14 protein-coding genes are annotated in these 18,198 nt (G+C 36.8%); 2 read left to right on the top strand and 12 right to left on the bottom strand.

Annotated elements, in window-relative coordinates:
- Positions 1-81: 81 nt before the first annotated feature.
- From EK417_RS19630 to EK417_RS19610, 5 genes are all read right to left on the bottom strand, one after another.
- Positions 82-627 (bottom strand): helix-turn-helix domain-containing protein, encoded by a 546-nt coding sequence (locus tag EK417_RS19630; RefSeq protein ID WP_136523125.1) that lies wholly within the window; start codon positions 625-627, stop codon positions 82-84.
- Positions 628-793: 166 nt separating this feature from the next.
- Positions 794-1,465 (bottom strand): hypothetical protein, encoded by a 672-nt coding sequence (locus EK417_RS19625; RefSeq protein WP_136523124.1) that lies wholly within the window; start codon positions 1,463-1,465, stop codon positions 794-796.
- 249 nt (positions 1,466-1,714) lie between these two features.
- Positions 1,715-3,013: a serine hydrolase domain-containing protein gene (locus EK417_RS19620; RefSeq protein WP_136523123.1), complete on the bottom strand. Its 1,299-nt coding sequence runs from the start codon at positions 3,011-3,013 to the stop codon at positions 1,715-1,717.
- Positions 3,014-3,089: 76 nt separating this feature from the next.
- Positions 3,090-3,914 carry a helix-turn-helix domain-containing protein gene (locus EK417_RS19615; protein ID WP_168802043.1) on the bottom strand — a complete coding sequence of 275 codons (825 nt, stop codon included), beginning with the start codon at positions 3,912-3,914 and terminating at the stop codon, positions 3,090-3,092.
- A gap of 221 nt (positions 3,915-4,135) precedes the next feature.
- Positions 4,136-6,046 carry an amidohydrolase gene (locus tag EK417_RS19610; protein WP_136523121.1) on the bottom strand — a complete coding sequence of 637 codons (1,911 nt, stop codon included), beginning with the start codon at positions 6,044-6,046 and terminating at the stop codon, positions 4,136-4,138.
- Between the two features lie 484 nt (positions 6,047-6,530).
- On the opposite strand from EK417_RS19610, the gene EK417_RS19605 reads away from it, so the two are divergent.
- Positions 6,531-8,927 (top strand): TonB-dependent receptor plug domain-containing protein, encoded by a 2,397-nt coding sequence (locus EK417_RS19605; RefSeq protein WP_076595640.1) that lies wholly within the window; start codon positions 6,531-6,533, stop codon positions 8,925-8,927.
- Between the two features lie 77 nt (positions 8,928-9,004).
- On the opposite strand, the gene EK417_RS19600 is transcribed toward EK417_RS19605, so the two are convergent.
- The 3 genes from EK417_RS19600 to EK417_RS19590 all read right to left on the bottom strand — a co-directional run bounded on the left by EK417_RS19600 (position 9,005) and on the right by EK417_RS19590 (position 13,101).
- Positions 9,005-10,063, bottom strand: a complete 1,059-nt coding sequence (locus EK417_RS19600) for a serine hydrolase domain-containing protein (protein ID WP_136523120.1) — start codon at positions 10,061-10,063, stop codon at positions 9,005-9,007.
- 153 nt (positions 10,064-10,216) lie between these two features.
- Complete coding sequence (locus EK417_RS19595; RefSeq protein WP_136523119.1) at positions 10,217-11,356, bottom strand: helix-turn-helix domain-containing protein; 1,140 nt, start codon at positions 11,354-11,356, stop codon at positions 10,217-10,219.
- Between the two features lie 380 nt (positions 11,357-11,736).
- Complete coding sequence (locus EK417_RS19590) at positions 11,737-13,101, bottom strand: phage tail-like protein (protein WP_136523118.1); 1,365 nt, start codon at positions 13,099-13,101, stop codon at positions 11,737-11,739.
- A 406-nt stretch (positions 13,102-13,507) separates the two neighbouring features.
- Here EK417_RS19590 and EK417_RS19585 point away from each other — a divergent pair, with 406 nt between their 5' ends.
- Positions 13,508-13,978: a hypothetical protein gene (locus tag EK417_RS19585; protein WP_136523117.1), complete on the top strand. Its 471-nt coding sequence runs from the start codon at positions 13,508-13,510 to the stop codon at positions 13,976-13,978.
- 153 nt (positions 13,979-14,131) lie between these two features.
- On the opposite strand, the gene EK417_RS19580 is transcribed toward EK417_RS19585, so the two are convergent.
- The 4 genes from EK417_RS19580 to EK417_RS19565 all read right to left on the bottom strand — a co-directional run bounded on the left by EK417_RS19580 (position 14,132) and on the right by EK417_RS19565 (position 17,948).
- Positions 14,132-15,802, bottom strand: a complete 1,671-nt coding sequence (locus EK417_RS19580) for a lamin tail domain-containing protein (protein ID WP_136523116.1) — start codon at positions 15,800-15,802, stop codon at positions 14,132-14,134.
- A gap of 371 nt (positions 15,803-16,173) precedes the next feature.
- Entirely contained in the window at positions 16,174-16,635 is a 462-nt protein-coding gene (locus tag EK417_RS19575) for a MaoC family dehydratase (protein WP_076595635.1), read from the bottom strand.
- Positions 16,636-16,981: 346 nt separating this feature from the next.
- A complete protein-coding gene (locus EK417_RS19570; protein ID WP_076595634.1) occupies positions 16,982-17,176 on the bottom strand; it encodes a cold-shock protein in 195 nt (64 codons plus the stop codon).
- 55 nt (positions 17,177-17,231) lie between these two features.
- Entirely contained in the window at positions 17,232-17,948 is a 717-nt protein-coding gene (locus tag EK417_RS19565) for a DEAD/DEAH box helicase (protein WP_228457973.1), read from the bottom strand.
- Positions 17,949-18,198 lie beyond the last annotated feature (250 nt).

Raw genomic sequence — 18,198 nt, 5'->3', positions numbered from 1 at the left:
ATTTTTACTAGCTCTATTCTATGCTTTTACACCTTTCCCTTCTTTATAACTATTATCTGCAATTTTTGGGGGAGCTGAAAGCTAATAAGCAAATCCAAGTCTATTTTTAACATGTTTACTTTCTTCCTCTCTTAATTTCTGATTGGTCATGATCTCATGTTCTCTATTTTTTTGGATAACCTTAAACCAATGTATTGCGGGAATCAGCCCGTTGGAATGTAATTCAAGCCTGATGATGAACTCATCTGTCGGCTTTCGATGGTTATTAATATATTGGCTAAGTACAGCTGGCTTCACATCCACCTCAACAGCAAAGTCTTTATCTTTTTTGTCTTGTCTGTTAACGTACTCATTTAAAAAAAATCCAAAACTAAGCGCTTCCAGATATTGGCTGCTATCTATATAGTCTTCCAATTGAAACTTTAGCTGTAACAATCTTGAATACATTTTCTGACTGTGAGTGCGATTGTCAAATTGTTTCCGGCGAACTGCCCAGAAGTCTTCCTCATCTTTTTTCTCCTTCGCATTCAAAACTTGATCAGCAGGAAAGACAAAAGCATCCGCAAGTTCTTCACCTGTAAATTTTGAAAAATCTGTTTCCTTAATTTCCTTCCTGTTTGTCTTCATAATATTCCTGAATTAATTGTAATGAATTTTCTCCTTCAGTGATCAAATATATTTTGGTTGACTGTAATCCATATTGCCGCATATAATGTTTTTCAAGCTTTGTTTTTGGCTTTAAGCATACATATCCTAAATCCTTTTTTGAAACTTTGCGAAGAGAATTAACAACCTATCTCTTCCTAATTACATTCCGCGTAAGATAGATATAATTAAACATACAAAACGTTGCTATCGCCCCGAAAGTATGCCATAAAAAGTGAGTTCCGAAACTGAACCATTCCCATTTGTCAGCGATGCGGAAGGTGAGTGCAAAAACAAATGACAACACGGCAAATCCTACCCATTTGCCCGCTTTCCATTGGGTATAGATCAAATACCTTAGTACCGAAAAAACTACAAATGAGGCCATGATGGCGTAATTGACATTGATAAAAAGAGAAGGATTACCGATCAGAATCCAGTTTCTCAAACCCAGCATCAATATAAGACATCCCAGAACCATTGCAACCGCATAATACCATCTGGTACTCTGCGCTACAAAATAAAATCCGGCAGAAAGGCAGAGCAGCATAATAGGCAGCCAATCCATCATAATAAATACCGGCCATTGCCTGAATGAGTGGTAAACCGTTCCCCCAATAGCACCAATGTATAATAAAACCAGGCAGTAGGTTAAAAAAGGATATTCTTTGTAATGACCTTTCAATTTAAGCGTCCAGAAAACGGCTATGGTTAAAAAAAACAGGGCAGTTATTGCATTGAATGGCTCAGGGAACAACTGAGTCATATCTGTTTCTTTGTATAACAGGCCTCCGTCCGGAGGTATCAGGTTTATCGGCATTGTCTTTTTTTATATTGGTATCTACAGGCAAGGCTGCGTGCAAAATAAAAACACAAGCCCTGTTTCTAAACATCACTAAAACCTATATCCTATTAAACTTCCTCTAAATATAGAAAAAATTATGGCATCATATGCCTGGATCTGCCGATTCTATTTTATAAAAATGTTAATTCTGCTCCTTATCCCAATAAACAGTTTGATGATAAAACACAGATTACTTATATTTCTGACGCATTAAGACCATTTTGGTTATTTACTTCTTCTTACAACTTCTTTTACGCCTCCTTTTGTCAGAATTATAGAATTGTAAAGGCCCGCACTGTCCGGAATAAATTCAATGGTTCTGTCATTATTATCTGCTCTGAAAAATTTGTTTTTAGATTCTGGGATGAGTTCCATTTCCACACTGTTAAAATAAAGCTTACCGTCAATTTTCAATATGTCAATTCTATCATACGTACCCATATATTGATCATATAAATCGGGGTTTATTTCAACCCTGTGATGTTTATAAGGAAGTTCCACCTCTTTTCCCAATGCAATAGCGGAAAGTCCATAACTTATAATATAGGAAAATGATTCATTATTGGAAAGTACGGTCACGAAGAGTTTGTCTTCTGTAAAGCGGTTAAAGGAAGTCATTGTGCCGAAAAAACCTCCGTCATGAGCAATTAATTGATGCCCATGATTGTAAAACGGATTGATTATAAAGCCATAGCCCCAATTTTCAGCTCCGTATGGACTAAACATGAGTTTCTTCATCTGTGCAGAAAGAATATTTGTTCCATATAAAGCTTTATCCCATAAGGCCAGATCTTCAACCGTGGAATAAACACCATCATGGCCTACATTAATCTCCCAGTTGATAAAGGGATTATGAATAAGCCCGCTTTCTGCCTGATAGTAAGCCTTTGCTTTTTTTTCAACAATCGATTCATTATTACTAACGCCTGTATTTTTCATTCCTGCTTTTTCAAATATATTCTTCTTTAAGAAAACAGCATACTTCTCGCCCGACACTTTTTCAATGATCTTAGCCAATAAATAATAGCCGATATTGCTGTATCCGCTTTTAGTTCCCGGGGAGAATTCATAAGGTATTTTCTTTATTTTGGCATACGCGGAATCTTTATCCATTGAGCTTAAAGCTATTTCTTTAAAACCCATAGCCAGCCCTGAGCTGTGCGATAATAACATATGGATTGTAACACTATCAGCCTTTGGGTAATCTGGTAAAAATTTACTCAGTTTATCATCAAGGGACAGTTTCCCTTTTTCAATCAGCAGAAGTATAGCGGTGGCGGTAAATTGTTTTGTTACTGAGGCCAGCTGAAATTTAGTATCTAAGGTATTTTTAATATTCCACTCATAATCTGCCAGACCGTACGCTTTTTTTAGTAAAACCCGGCCATTTTTCGATACAAGAACAGCTCCGCTAAAATTATTTATTTCAACCTGAGCCTGCATATATTTCGCAAGGTTTGCTGACCCATTTTTCTGCCCGAAAATAAAAACCGGGAATAAAAGTATTATCAGGATTGGCTTCATAAACTTTTGAATGACATGATTAAGCTGCAATGTTACTACTTAATCCATCATCATCATTGTATTTTTGTAAACCCTGCTAAATAAACATCCATTTTATTAATCCTTTTTCAAGTGTTGTTATTTTTGAAAAAAAGACTTTTGGCGTAAAACCTGTTAATTTTTTAAAATCCCTGATCATGTGTGACTGGTCAAAATAATCCAGACTATAAGACAAACCCGCTCTGTTTTTGTCGTCAAGCCGGCTTTGAACTGCTGCCCTGAATCTGATGATTTTTTTGAACTGAGAGGGTGTTTTACAAATATGCTGATCAAAATGTTTGTTGATCGTTGTTCGTGACCTTCCCGTTGCATAAGACAGCTTCGTCATAGATTGGTTGATATTATCTGTATGGAACATTTCTGTGAGTACTTCTGTCAGCAGGACATCTTCAAAGGGACGAAATTTTGAAAGCCAATATGATTCCAACGCCTTTATTTTTTCTTCAGGATCTTTTATGGAAAGAATAGCAGCCATGGTTTCTTTATAATCCTCATATGGACTAAAATCCGGAAAGCTCCCCTCGGAATAACATCTCAGATTATTCGGTATAAAAGGATTGATCCCCAATGGCTTGAAGTAGGTAGTAATTTCATTGATTACGCCTTCATAGCTAACCAATACCGGTTCATTAAAATCGCTTACCAGGTTTGTTTCAATTGGGTTGGACGAGCAATACCTGGTTGTTATTTTATTTTTGGTGACCAGGGTTTCTGTTTTCTCACTGGCAGTGACAATGGTATAGATACTCGGAAAGGTAAAATAAGCAGCTGAGGGTTCTTCAGAGGTCTGCTCGAGAATATAAAAGCATTCAATATATTTTTTTAGTACAGGGTTTTCAGGTCTATAGATTTTTATGGTCATTCTTTTTTGGCTTTTAAATTTATGTGAATCCAGCTCCATTAGCCAATATCTTTTTTCCTGGATTAGAAAAGGAAAGATACAAACTAAAATGCTCAACAGAATTCAAAACATAATAAATAGTTGCTAAAATCCCATCATAAAATCCCCCTATAAAAACAAAAATCAGAGTGGATGGTTCCCTACTCTGATTAAGATTTGATTAGCAATTATTTAAAATCCTGCTATGAATTATCTGAAAAAAGCATATCTTTTTCAGTGACAGGTTTTGTTACTTTATCATTTATATACATAGGTATTCCACCCACCCAGGTTTCCAGTACCGGAATGTCTCTCATTTTCATATATTGCAATGAAGGGGTATTTAATGAAAGAGGGTCTTTTTCCAAAATAACAAAATCTGCAAAGAAGCCTTTATTTAAGGAACCTACCCATTTATCAGCATAACACTGCCAGGCAGCATCATAAGTAACGGCAATCAAAGCCTGTTCCGGGGTAAGACGTTCTGCCGTGTTCAACACTTCAATATCATTAGGGTTCTTTTCCATGATTCTGGTAATTGATTGTTCCATCATTCTTAATGGTCCCAATGGACTTACCTCATTGTCGCTGTGAAGGGTAATTCTCATACCGGCAGCTAGTGTAGAACCGCAAAGATCAAGCATTTGCGCCTTTTCACCGAAGATCACTTCTTTAAAAGCGTAGCCCCAGTAGCCCACGTGCCCGATAAGGAAGCTTGGGGAAACCCCCATTTGAAGCATATTGGTAATTTGCTCCGCCGTCAGCAGTGAACAGTGTTCTATACGGTTACGAAGCTCCGGACCTCTATATTGAGCTAAACTGCGTTGATACGCATTAATGGCAAATGTTACCGCCTGATCTCCATTGGCATGAACCATTAGCGGCCAGCCTTTTACAGCTACCACGCTATTAATTAATGTATTATAGCCTGGCGGAATTGTATGGGCAGGAATACCTGCCTGCGGAAAATTAAATACTCCGGTATTGTTTGCTGGATCGCAAAGATAAGGAGTACTCTGATATCCTGTTAAACCTTGGTTAGAGCCATCTGAAACTACTTTGATATGACCGTAATAGACAGGTTTATAATGTTCCGGCTCTTTATAATGCTCCAGTTGATCAACATCTTCTTGGCTGGAACAAAGATATGCCCCGCCTGTTCTTACCCGTTCAGGGTGAGTTTCGAAATATTTGCTTAAAAGGATTTCTGAGCCTTTATTCAGTCCGGCATCATACATAAAAGTAACTCCTCTTGAATTGGCAGTATTGAAAAGATGGGTAAGATACCGGTTAATCTCTATACTCATCGCAATAATCTGAAGTTTTACTGTCTTCAGTGCCGGAGTCATTTGTAAGCCTTCCTGCAGCTGGCCTTTTGTCTCACTGATATATTTGTCAACCGTTTTATACTCGCTTTTTATATCAGGATTATGATTAAATACATACTCCAGCGCCTTTGTATTCAGATAAAGGGTGTGCATAGAGGCGCTTAACAGCATCATGGGAACATCATGATTAATGGTATCAAGTATTACATTATCAATCGTTATCAGCTCTTTTTTGCCCTCTTTTTCCTTAAAAGGCATTAAAGACGGATCCAATCCTCTGCCCAAAATAACAGCTCCGGGAATTTTGGGAATGTGACTGTTGATGATTGTTCCCACAGATGCCAGGTCATATACAGCCTTCAAATTCTGTCCTTCAAAAGGACTCAGATCCAGCCAGCCCTGCATCATTGCAGTTGGAACCATATGAACGTGAGGCTCTATCAGACCGGGAAGTAAAGTTTGAGTACCGGTTAATTCTTTTTTTTGAAATCCCTGGCAGTTCTCTTTCATATATTCTTCTACCTGATCTTTTGTACCGGTTACCACTACTTTTCCATCAGCAATTCCAACGGATTCAACAGTATCTGTTGATCCTCCAATCATAGGACGGATGATTCCTCCGCTTATCATCAGAGTTTGTGGTTTTTCGTGGATGGCTTTTCCGGAACCCGGATTTATTTTTGTCATATTTTCTGCACTGAAAAGTTCTTCTTTAAGAACATCCAAAACAGGATTGTGGCAAGAGCAATGGGTGCAGCCATGGGTGTGATTGTGTGATTTTTCCATAGGAATAATTGGATTTAAGGATTTATTTAAGCTTAATTTTGCTTGTATCAATTTTTAATTATGTCTATCCTGATGTACATAGAAATACAGGCCTCTCATCAGGTGAGGCTTATTTGTCATTTAAATTGAAAAGGATTTTTTAAGGTTCTATGTCAGGTTGAATTCGGGAACGTGAATAAATTTCATATATTTTCATGTTTTAGTTTATTTTATAAAAATAATAAAAATATTCATTCAAAATATTTTTTATCACTAAATATTGATTAAATTTCAATATCTAAAATTTTAATTTACAGTACGTTCCCGTTTAATTCACAATTACAACCTGATAACCGCCATACAGCATCAGACAATGCATGCATGAATCTTTAACTGAAAACCATCATCAAGCTATTTTCTTTCTTGTGAAATAACATATTAAATTCAACTCCAGAAGCCTTTAAATGATTACATTAGCAAAGAATTAAAATGCGCTGAGATTTCTATGAAAAATATGTTCTGTGTATTGCTTCTTTCAATGGTACAGCCTGTACTGGCACAAACCAAATTAGAAAAAGCAATTACTAATCTTGAGAATAATTACGAACAGGAAAAAGTATATGTTCTTACCGATAAATCGCAATATGCCGCTGGTGATAAGATTTGGTTCAAAAGTTTTGTGTTTGACGGTTATAACCGTTCCGCATTATCCACTACTCTGTTTGTTGAGCTGTATAATTCTGATAAAAAATTAATAGACTGGAAAACAATACTCCTTACCAATGGTGAAGGCAGCGGAGATTTTCAACTGAAAGAAGATCTTCCTGAACAGGTATATTTTGTAAGAGCTTATACTCCTTACATGACCAATTTTAATGAAGATTTCCAAATTGTCAAAACAATTCCGGTTTATAATCCAAACTCTTTGGAATCCCTGGTCATTGCAAAAAGCTCCGATTGGTCTGCCAAAGTTTTTCCGGAAGGCGGAACTTTCATTAACGGTATGCCTACAAAATTTGCGGTAAGGTTATCTTCCAATTCTTCGCTGCCGGAAAACTGGTCCGGAAAAATTATAGACAGCCAAAATCCCAACACTGCTGTTACCACATTCAAGTCTTTTGATAAAAATGTTGCTTCTTTTAAGATAACTCCGGCATCAGGAAAGAAATATCAGGCCATTATTCAGGATAATACAGGAAAAAGCCAAACAATAGATCTGCCACAAGTTGCAGACAGCGGCCTGAATATAGAAGTTTCAAGTTCCAAAGAAGGGATAAAATATAACTTAAAAGGTGTTAATCTAAAACAACAGCTTCAGGGTTATAAAATTATCGGACTCATCAATAATCATCTTGCTTACAGAGCCAATATCAACCATCTTACCAATGAAGCATCAAGTCTTATTCCCACGAAAATCAGTAATGGCGCTAACGGTATTCTGCAATTGGTTATTTTTGATGAACAGGATAATGTGGCTGCACAAAGGCTTTGTTTTATAAAACCTGGTAATTTAAAGATTGAGAAAGCGGAAATAGTAGGTCAGAGCTTAAAAACAACGCCAAGAGCTTTCAACAGTATTGATCTTTCTCCGGAATCTTATTTCAAAAACTATACGGTTTTGGTAAGTGAAGATAACGGGACTCAAACTCCGGAAGCAGATAATATTCTGAGCGCACTTTGGTTAACGGGAGATTTTACCACAAGAATAGACAGCCCGGCCCAATACTTCTCCAAGAATACCAATACTGAAGCTTTGGACGCTCTGCTTATTTCTGAAAACTGGAAAAGATTCGACTGGAGTTCAGTACTCAGCGGAACTGCTCCCGTCATTAAAACCCCATCACAAAAATACCTTTCTTACAGGGTAAAACCCATTAAAAACAATGCTCTTCTGCCCAATACGAATGTCAATTTATTAGCAAAATCCGGCCAAAACCAGCCTGCATTCAGCCAATTCAAAACAGATCAAAACGGATATATTTATTTAAATAACCTCAATAATGATGAACCGCTGGAAATTACAGCCTTTGTCAATTCAGAAAATAAAGAATCAGGAAATGATGATTTATATGTCACCATAGAACCGTTAGTTACTCCCTCTCAATTTAAAGGCAATTTCCCGGCAACTCAATATACATTGGTAAAAACGGACAAAAATAAAAACCTGCCTTCAACAATTTCCAGAGCTATCAACACTCAGAAAAACATTAAAAAGAAAGAAAGTAATGATATACAAATCCAGGCAATAGCTTTAGTAGGAAAAAAGAAAGATCCGAAAGCAGAGCTTGAAAAACAGCTGTCCAGCGGAATGTTCAGTTCCTTAAATTCAACTGTATTTGATTTCGTTAATGAAGATCAGCATATATCAGGATCAAGCAATATTTTAGACTGGCTGCAGGGAAGAGCTGCGGGCTTAACATTTCAGAAAAACAACTCAGGAGCAAGCGTACCTTATATCCGAGGCCAGCAAGCTAAACTATTTTTAGATGAAATACCTACTGATCCTACCATGATTTCCAGTCTTCCGGTTAATAATATTGCGATGGTAAAAATCATTAAAGGATCCGGATTAATAGGTGATGCCGTAGCCATCTACACGATGAAGGGGAATATGAAATCTAAAAGTAATGAAAAAGAAACGAGGAAGAACAACTCATCCATCATCAAAGGATATGATAAACCTTCTGAATTCCCTATTGAAATGATAGATGACGATGCTCCGGAAAAAATTGAAAATGATACCCGCGAAACACTGTACTGGAATCCTAATTTATTTGACAGCGACTATGTTCCTCCAAGAATCAAATTCTTTAATAATGACAGTGCAAAACAATATAAAGTGTTGATCATAAGCTTTGATGAAGACGATAATCTTCTTTATGACCAGCAGGTTTTACAATAATCATATGGGACAAGTTATATTGAGCTTGTCCCTTTTTATTAAAATGAATATTGATGTAATAAACAGGAATACTAACGTTATTTCAGAACGGTATCATAAATTGTATTCAGAAGATCCTGTCTCATTTTAGAGTTTCTCTGATCAAGAAGGATAATAATTCCCCATTTTTTAGCCCTGTTGTAACATATGATGGAAGATTGTCCCATAGAATCTCCGGATTTTAAATAGAGCGTATTTTGATCATCCGTTGAGATATTCAAACCTAATCCCATCTCTCTTTTGTCATCTTTGTAAAAGATTTTTTCCCCTATGATGGCAGCCTGCCCTACTTGGGTCTTATCATTTAGTACAGCCTTTAAAAACCTGATCATATCGGCTGAATTAGATTTTAACAATCCCGCAGGAGCAGTCACATTCCAATAGAAAAATTCCTGTATTCCTCCATCCGGATTATGGCCGGTTGTTCTGTTTTTCACATTAAAATCTTTCGTTAATGTAGTGGTCATTTTCAAGGGAGCTGTTAGTTTTTCTCTTACAATGGCATCATAGCTCTTCCTATATACCTTTTCCAGAATCTGTCCCAATAAAGTATAGCCAATGGTAGAATACCGGTATTTACCATAATCTTTCAGCTCACTGCAGGTATTGATTAAAGTGGTCAAGGTATTTTGGTTAACATTGCTTATAGGCTGCTGAGGATTCAGTTCTATTAATTTTGGAAAGTCGATGTCAGGTAAACCAGATTGATGGGATGCGAGATCTGAAATTCTGATTTTGTTTTTAAGATTTTGATGCAAAACGTATTCTTTGGGAAGGAAACGATCTATATAATCATCCAGTTTTATCTTGTGGTCTATCACTGCCTGAGCAATTAAATTGGCAGTTAAAATCTTAGTAATCGAAGCAATTTCAAACAGAGAGTTTTTGTCGATTCTGCCTTTACTTTCCTTACTTACATTCCCATATGCAGTATAGTATTCTTCATTGTTACTGATAAAGCCAACACTGATTCCTACCTCTGGATTTTTTTTATAATTATCCCGGATGATAGAATCGATTTTTGTGGAAACTTTTTGTCCGAAAGAAAAACTGCTTAAGAATAACAGTACTGCTAAAAATTGAAATGACGTTTTCATTGTATCGTTGTTTAATGTTAAATATTAATTTCGATACAAAGATGTGGAAGCTCCTCAAGACAGGCGACCGAATAAAAGTAATCGTCCCGATTGATCAGAAAAATACGTTCGAATCATTCTAAAAAAGCGTACGGGTAATTACAAATTACTGTATTACAAATTTTTACGATAAAGCGTAGGCGTAGTCCCCGTATGTTTTTTGAAGGCTGTATTAAAAGAAGATTTTGAATTGAATCCCACTTCATACAGAATTTCAAGGATCGTCACCTTACTTTTGGTTTCATCTTTTAACATATTCATTGCATTTTCTATGCGATAGGTATTTACAAAATCATAGAAATGCTGCCCCAATTGGTGATTGATCAAAAGAGACAATTCGCGCACAGGAATTTCAATTTCACCGGACACATCCTGAATGGTGAGAGAAGAATTAAGAAAAGGTTTTTTCTCAGTCATATAGTTTTTTAATCTCAAAAGCTTCTCATTATATTCTATGTCGCTTACCGCAGATTCTTCATTGCCTTTCTCTTCCGAAACCAGCTCAGACACCAGCTTCAATTTTGAATCCACATTTCTGAAAAGCTCAGGATGATTCAGTGCTTTGAAAAGATACCAGCAGATAATAAAAAGGGATAATAATAAAAGTCCAGCCTTTATCCCTTCTGAAATATGAACATACTCTGAAAATTTCAGGATGTTCTTTAAAAGAGCAATGCTATATACAATGCACAATATAACCGTAAACTGAAACAGCCAGTTGTAGGAGCTTATACTTTTCCCTGCATAATTTTCAAGATAAAGCGTCTTCGATTTTCTCAATACCCTGAAAACCGCAACAAAATAAATGATCATCTGAACATGGAGGAGAATATGATTAAACTTCAGTTCTATCATATTTTGCCGGTTTTCAATAAAGAAAATTTTGGATTCAGTATCTACACCATAAAAACGAGGCACTAAAGTAAGATTAGTAATGATAAACGGAAGCACATGCAGCAGGTGCTGAGGTTTCAGTTTGAAATCCGAATAACAAACGGATAATACATAGAGATAAAAAACCGGAATTTGCAGGAAAACAAACATGTTTTTGAACATTCCCAGATTAGACGGCCCACCTTCCATCCCATAAAATAAAGGATCACAAATATCTATAGCGTTCAGGATGAGAAAAACAGCAAATAGAACATTGCTTACCCTGTGTCTGGTCTTTACAGTAAGGAGGAAAACAGCAAGAAGTACAGAAATGAATATAGAAACCGAAGCTATAATAATTAATAAATTACTCTTATCCATTCCTTATCTTTCTTTGTTTTGGGTTATTATATTTTTAAGTTTTTATGGATATTCTGGCAGTCTTCCAAGAGCCCTGCCCCAACCCATGCAAATATAAAAATTTGATTGATACTGTCTGATTTTTTTATCTATCATATATGTGTAAGGCTGGAAGGTGGGAACTGGACGTTATGAAGGTTCTCAGAATGCCCTGCTGCCTCACGAATCCTTTCATGTGGCTTTTACGATTACAAATCACGCATTCTAAAAACAATAAAAATATCCTTGTCAAGGTTTAAAACCTTGACAAGGATACCAAAACATAAGTCTCTTTGTCTGAAACACCTACCGGGCATGCAAAAACAGTTCTTTGTCTTTTTATATAAAATGATACTAACATATTATAAAGGTGTGTAAACAACGGACATGGTAGCTTCCATCTGTCTGTATGTACTACCTTTATCACATTGGCTGTATGCATGAAATTCTTCTCCTGCATTTAATATAAAAACAGCAGTAATATTGGTATATCCATTTCCTATATAATTAGATCCGTAATGCTGGGTAAGTTTGTTTGCTGTAGTCCTTACCCCTACTGTTACTCCTCTGTAGTGGTTTTGTGCCAATGTCCCTTCAGGAACCTGGTCAAAGTGGGCTGTGATATTTATGGTGTATAATCCTGTCTTGACTGCCTTAAACGTGCCGTTATCAACTCTCGTCAGATAGGTATTATCAGAAAGACGGGTATTTTCAAACCACATGATGGCCGAGGAGCCATCTCCCGGTTTAGCGGAAGGACCTGTTCTTGTAGCAACCAAAACACTGGCCGGTGTTGTGATGTCTACTTTTTTAGCAACTCCGTTAGCATCCAACGCCATTAACATGTCCGTACTATTCAACATGGATGCCGGAACATCTCTGAATCTTACATTTCCGTCTACATCCAGCTTTTGCGTGGGAGACATTGCATAATTGGCATCGGAACGCCCTATTCCCATACTCCCGTTCTCGTTAATTACAACAGCGGGCCGGTCACTGGTAGAAAATGTAAGAGCTGAAGAATTGCTTGTCCCGTTTCCCCAGTAATTAGCTTTTATCCCTGCTAATGGAAAATTAGCTCCTGAAATCTTTCCATTAAAGGATAATTTTCCAAGCTCTGTTCCGGAAGATAAATTAGTGCTTCCTGTTCTTTCCAGATTAATCAACGGAGAACTATTGGTTGCTTGAACCTTCAGCTGATTACTGTTAGCGTTGTCGTTTTCTTTTATATGCAGGGCTGTATCAGGTAATTCAGTTCCTATCCCCACTCTTCCGTTGTCTTTAATAACGAAATCGGTGTTGGAAGATCTGGCGGCTCCGGTAGAGGCTGCTCCTAATTTTACCATTGTATTGGACGGATCATCAATGAAAGCATCTGTTGTAGGATCCCCAACGGTGACAGCTCCCGAGTTCAGTTTTTGCCAGCGGTTCAGGTTGCTGTCAAAATAAAAATACCCTGTGCTGGTAACCTCTGCTGTCTGCCCGCCGGGAGCTGTATCAGCAGCTGTTACATACACCATTGCCCCTTGCTGTTTTGGGGTATATGTCTTTTCTCTGAGTTGTGCTCCCGTAATTCTGGGAGCAATAATACCATCGAATACATTAGTAGAGGTGGGCTTACCTACTACATCCAGGCTGGCCTGAGGATTTGGTGTATTAACACCTATTTGCGAGAACACCTGAAGGCTAAGCATAAAGCCTCCAAGTAATAGAAATTTTCCTTTCATTATTTGATCATTTTGTTTTTATAAATGTAAGGAGATAAGAAATATACCAACAATATGCGCATACATCAAAAATGCATTTTTAACAAATTATTCATACATCAACAACTCATTTACCTACTACATATGTCATACGTAAGGGATATATTAAAAATATCTTTTCCTTTTGCTCTCAATATAAATATGAAAAAAAATCTTTGTCAAAGCTTTAACCCCTGACGAGGATAGCATATACATCTTTTTATCCAAAAGTTGTATTGTACTGGCAAAAACAAGACACTGTTTTTTTACTTTAGCCGTACTAATATTTTGAGACTTTTTACGTCAGGAACAATGGAGAATATTCAAAAAAAACATCATCTTTCAAAAGAAAGTCCCAAATATTCCGTTTAATTCTTAAATTTGGCTTATGCGAAAGAATTTTTATTTCATCATTATATTATGTATGCTTACCAGTTGCTATACCTACCAGGTAAAAAAGCCAGTAGATCCGGCTGCCAACAATAATCAAGGTCCTAAAAAGAATACCGCTGTAGCTAATAATACTTCCCAGCAAATGATGGATAGCAGCACTTCAGCTCCAATTCTGAGTGCACAGCCCGCCCCTGCTCCTATCAATGTTCAGGAAAAATTGGCTGCAGGTAAAAATGTCAGAATTGAAGTAGACAACAAAAGTTATAAAGTAATTGTTGACCGTTGGGAAGGAGACAGCCTGGTAGCACATCCTGTTCGAAATGCCAAAAAAAGTCTGAAGTTCCATAAGAACCAGATCAATAGCGAGAGAATTGCAGAAAAACGCTTTTCACAGCCCATTGCTGACATTCTTACTGTTACGGCTTATGCTGCTATTGGTGTCGGAATCTATCTTCTGGTCAAATAGTTTTTTAAAATATCCTATTCTTCAAAGTTTCCCTGGTTCGAACCAGTAAAAATTCTGAAAATTGACAGAATAAGAAGATCTTGAAATAAAATCCAACAAAATAGACTGTCTTGTTCAGACAGTCTATTTTTTACTACTTATTTTTTTGTTGGTTTATGGCCAGATCACTCCGGATTGTTTAGGGCTTGTCCATGGTTTTCCTGCAGCACTTGTTCCCGGATGGGCGGCAAGACATTCACTTACCCATGTGGCACCCACGGCGTGAGATTTTACTTTTTTTACGGAACAATAAGTAGTTCCGAAGTTATCTTTATACAGCTGATAGTTAGGATAAGCTCCTTTACTGACTAATTCTTCATCACTAATAAGTACAACGTCATCATTCACTTCTGCCGGATAATCCACAACCGCACCCAGAACCCATGCTATGGAATCTCTGTTGTTACCAGCCACCAGACTTGGCGGAGGACTGAGTGTAATTTTGATTGATGATTTTGAATGATCTACTGAGAAGGAAGAAGAATAAGTAGATTCTTTAACACTTGCCAGCGGAATTCCCAAGAAAGAAAGCGTAGCCGAAGAAGACTGTTCAAAGGTTTTCTGAATACTTTTATAATCTTCACCCGTTACCGTGATTTCTACAGTAGGATAATTGGAAATTGCTACTCCGTTCAGTAATCCGAAAGGCCCTTCTGGTCCGAATTTCATCCCCGGATCCGGAGAAAACTTATATCCTGAGATATGCTTTTCTTCCTCTTTGTCCCTGCTGTTGATCTGTGCTTTACGGATTGGGTCAAACCATGCCCAGTACATATTGCTGGCAATATTAAAGTCTTTTGGTCCAAAGTTCACAAGAGTAACCCCTGTAAACATCATGGATATTTTGATAGAGTTTTTACTTATCGCAATATCTTCACTGAAATAATTGGCATTCCCTCCAATTCCCAGGGTAAAGAAATCAAAGATAGGAATAGAAAAACCCGTTTTCCCTTCTACGGAAACCCGGAAACGGCTTTCGGATTCACGGCTTACCTCCATGTCGATCTGAGCGGTCTGAGAAGTATTTTTAAGGCCGTTTAAAATTTCGTTGAGCGGAGTGGTCACCTCAAAAGCAGGTAAAATACTGTCGTCATTCAGGAGCAGTCCGCCGTTTTCTTTTTTAGGATTCTGTACATTCTTCAATGCTTTGGACAGGTAGCCATTATTCATTGTCACATTATTCTGTAAAGATATTGTGGCACCCAACGCATCCAGATAATTGGCTAAGACAGGGAGAATAGGTTTACCGCTTGCCGGTGTCTTATTCAGTAACGCATCAAGGTTATCACTCTTCTGAATCTGGTACAAAGTAGTGGAAGGATTAGCCCATTCTGTAGCAATTTTATCCATAATGATATCAATAGGCTGCATGGTATCCGTAGCTGGAGGAAGCGTATTATAAGCCGCTACCCAGGCATTAAGTAAAGCCATTTGCTGATCTGTAGCCCTTGTATGGGCATCATTCAGTACAGCCGTATCTTCTACTGATAAGGAATAATTGACTTTTGAGAAAGCATCAATAAAGTAATTGGTAAATACCTGATCAAGCTGTACCGGCTCAGTATTGGCTCTAAGATTGGAAGAGATCCAGTCGTAAGTTTTTTTATTAAACTTCAGGTTAGACGGATCCTGCCAGTAATAAGGGAAATTTCCTTTTCCATTAATAGTGATTGCAGACAGGTCTGTACTTAAAACACTGGAAAGAATATCATTGGCTCTGTCTTTCAGTTCTGTAATAATTTGTGATGCTTCCACAAAGGGAGCAACATTTTCTGGATTTTTCATGATTAAAATATTTGATATGGTTCCTACTCTTTTCCTGGCTTTTCGGATGCTGCCGTTGTTCAGGGTTTTGAAGCTTCTTTTGAACATACCAAAGTAACGGCGAAAAAAGAGTGAATTTTAAGGTATAAATTTCCGATTTTGAAGCCCAGTATTTGTACTGGAGTTTACAGGCATTTGTACGTGTAAAGAACCATACCAAATATTTTAACCATAAAAATCGGGGAAATCTGTGTCATCCGTTGGAAAAGAAAACCACAAAACCACAATCGTTTTTTACAAACAGGTCATATAAACTGAAAGCATCATTATATTCAATGATGCTTTCAGTTTTAAGATGTTAAATATCAATATTTTGCCCAATAAAAAGCAAATCAATCTTTAAAGTGATAAAGGAAAATCACATCCCCTGTATAGGCGGGTTTTACATGGTCTTTAATTAGGAGTCTGGCCTCCACGACTGCTTTTACAGTACCTCTAAGATCAGTCACGGATTTTACGGTTGCCTGCAGTTTTACATCACTATTTACCGGAACTGCTTCTCCAAACTTAAGGTTTTCTATTCCGTAATTGATTTCCATTTTTACATTTCTCACATCTGCAATCTGTTTCCAGAGATAAGGAATCAAAGACACTGTTAAGTATCCATGAGCAATGGTTGAGTGAAAAGGACCTTCTCTCTCTGCTTTTTCCTGATCCGTATGTATCCATTGATGATCAAGGGTTGCATCTGCAAATCTATTGATCTGATCCTGACTTATTGTATGCCAGGCAGAATCTCCCAACATCTGTCCTTCAAGAGACTTATACTCATTAAAATTATTAATAATAATCATATCCTTTCTACACCCTTTTTAGGGATTAAAATATGTTCAGCTCAATCATCACTATAGTAAGTGGATATCAGGTCTGCATATTTATTTTCCGGGCTTCCGTCTTAATCTGTCAATATTCAGACCAATTGCCGCCTTCTTTTATTAAATTCCTGAAAAACCTCTTACCTAAAAAGTAAGAGGCTTATGAACATAATGAAAATAAAAATAATCTACATTACATCAATGTTCTTTCAAACAAAGTATCCAGATACTGAAGTTTCATGGATTTTGAATGGAAAAAATATAAAAATATGAGACTAATATGACAATGAATGCTATTATAACATATTCGCAATTGAGGTTTTTATTATGTCAACTTTACGTTAACAGCATTTAACCCTTTATCGCTTTTTTGTACATCAAAAATTACTTTATCATTTTCACGGATCAATCTTGTGTTTAATCCTGAAGAATGTACAAATATATCTTTACTTCCGTCTGTTGGAGTAATAAAACCGAAGCCCTTTGCTTCATTGAAAAATTTTACGGTGCCTTCTTGCATTGTAATTATTATTAAAAAATTGTTTATTATGATCTGTAAACGCTACAGATTTTATTTATGATATTCCGGCAGGCATTGTGCATCCCACCAGCGGTTGAATATTTTTAAGGTCCGGACGCTTCACCGTCTGCTGTATTGAAGAAGCCGGATTTGCAATAATCTCTACAGGATTATTCAGGATTGTTTTGGCAAAATATTTTAAACTTCCCGGCATTGTAGCAGAAAAAATCAGATTTTGTCTTCTATGAGAAACCAGATTCAATATTTTTTTTATATGATTAATGAATCCCATATCAAGCATTTTATCTGCATCATCTAAAACAAATAACTCAATTTTAGAAAGATCAATATGTCTCTGATTTTCTACATCAAGCAGTCCTCCAGGTGTTGCCACAAGAACATCGACTCTTTTTCTCAGTGCTGCAAGCTGGCTTCCAATGGAAACCCCTTCATAAATGGAAAGCTGGGATAATGGTAAATACTTGCTGTAGATTTTAAAATTCTCTTCTATCTGTATTGCCAGTTCCTGAGTTGGGGTAAGTATTAAAGTCCGTATTTCTTTATGATCCGGAGTTTGTCTTTTCAGCAGCTGTAAAATGGGCATAGCAAAAGCAGCTGTTTTCCCGGCACCTGTTTGTGCAGACACTGCAATATCTCTTCCTGCTAAAATATGCGGAATTGCAGAATACTGTATTTCAGTAGGTCTGGAATATCCGGCTTCTGTTACTGCACGGATAATAGGATTAATTAGATTTAAATTTTTAAAATTCATTATAAATTCCGGTTTTTTCCCGGTATTTTACAAACAAATCTGTTGATCAGAATTTGAATTGGTCTATTATAATGATAAACAAAAGAGTATTCTTTTCTGCTCATCTTTTTCTTGCCTCAGCTACAATAATATTCTTAAATATATTACTGATACCCGGCAATAACGCGTCGCTCTTATCTACAATAGAACTTTACAATCTCTTATTCCCTTTATGAAAACAAAGACTATAAATTGGTAGCTGAAAAAGCAA

The sequence above is a fragment of the Chryseobacterium candidae genome (assembly GCF_004916905.1).
GTDB lineage: Bacteria > Bacteroidota > Bacteroidia > Flavobacteriales > Weeksellaceae > Chryseobacterium > Chryseobacterium candidae.
Note: the sequence above shows the minus strand (reverse complement) of the source record. Positions and strands in the feature narration are given on the sequence as shown.